This is a genomic window from Streptomyces sp. NRRL F-5135, from assembly GCF_000719775.1.
Classification (GTDB): domain Bacteria; phylum Actinomycetota; class Actinomycetes; order Streptomycetales; family Streptomycetaceae; genus Streptomyces; species Streptomyces hebeiensis.
Map to the genome: position 1 here is coordinate 1 of NZ_JOHR01000049.1, position 1556 is coordinate 1556.

General features: G+C 68.2%; 1 protein-coding gene. It reads right to left on the minus strand.

Annotated elements, in window-relative coordinates; translation table 11 throughout:
• A partial coding sequence (locus IG02_RS37395) for a lonely Cys domain-containing protein (protein WP_037805191.1) occupies positions 1-1556 on the minus strand: 1556 nt, incomplete at both ends.

Genomic DNA, 1556 nt, shown 5'->3' on the forward strand with positions numbered 1-1556 from the left:
CACGAACACCAGCGGAACACCCAACGGCATCACACGCAGCAACGGCGCCAGATCCAGCAGCGCCAGCAACTCCTTGTCCGCCACCCGGAACGGCCGCATACCAGGCAGGTGCAGGACCGGGAAACCGTCGGCATCGGTGTCCGTCCACACCACCATCGCCTCACCGGGCTCACCCTCAGCCGTCCACGGCGCGCCGAAGTGCTTACGGGATGCCGTATCGCCCGCCTTCTCCTGCGTGCCCACCGCCCGCAGGTCCACACCGTCCGGAGCGGGTGTGCCGCTCCAGTTGTAACCCCGGGCGTTCCCACCCTCCTGCAGAAGGTGCGCCGGTCCGAACGCGCCCTTGGACGCGAGGTGGAAAGCGGACAGGGTGAAGTAGTCGGCCGGGTCCAGCCCGGCCGCGATGGCCTGGGCCGTCAGAATCCACAGCTCCTGCTTCCTCGCCGGCGTCCACTGCTCGTCCGGGAACATGTGGAGCACCCGGCGCCCCAGCTTCTCCGTGAACACGGCATCCATGCCGCCCAGCTGCCGTGCCGTCCCGGCCATCGCCCAGAACGCCCACGTCACCGCCTTCTTGGTCACCGGCGTGTCCGCACCCGGCTGCCTGAGCACGTTCCGGACCAGGCCCGCGCCCATCTGCGTCATCTGCTTCAACGCATGCTGGATGAACATATCCGGCATGTCCTCGCCCAGCCGTGCCGCCGGCTTCCCCGTCAACGTCTGGGCAGCAATGTCCAGAACCGCCCGGTAATCGTCAGGGGTCGGGATCTTCTTGCCGCCCACGCGCTGCGCCATGAACGTCCACAGTTCCATCCGGAACGGTGTGAACCGTCCCAGCGCCGGATCCTGCGCGCGCATCGTCTCCATCGCGCCGATGCCCTTGACCAGCTGATCATGCAGGCCGGGATCCTTCTCGGCCTCCGGGCCGAACACGATCCGCAACGCCCGTACCAACCGCAGCATGGTCGCCCGCGTTTCCGGCGACACCGCACCCGGACCACGGTGCAGCCCCGCGTCCCGGGCCAGCTGGTCCAGCTCATGCGGCAAAGGCTCCGGAGCCGCGCTCCTACGACGACCGGCCACCCCACCCGGCGTATCGATCAGGATGCGGGTGTCTACGTCGAAGCCACTGCTCATCAACGACCCGTCGGTCTCCCGACGGCTCTCGTTCGCCGCATGCTGAGTCAGCGACACCTCATCCAACGGGTCATGCACCGCCGGCGCCGGACGGTTGTCCAACTGCGGCGCCAACGGATTCCCCGCCGCATCGCTGAAGCACACCTCCAGCCCCAGCCGGTGCCCCTCCGGCAGCTCCGCCACCTCGGGCAGCCCGCCGATATACCGCCCGCCGTCCGCCGCACTCAGCCACACCGTCCGGCCGTCCTTCAGCGCCAGCTGCAGACCACCCGGCAGACCATGAGCGACATACGTGTACACCGCCGGATCCGGAGTCCTCACCTCCTCACTGACCAGCGCCGTCCGACCACCCGACGGCATCAGATGCACCAGCTTCTTCGCATGCAGATACGACCGCATCTTCTGCTCACGGTCCCGCA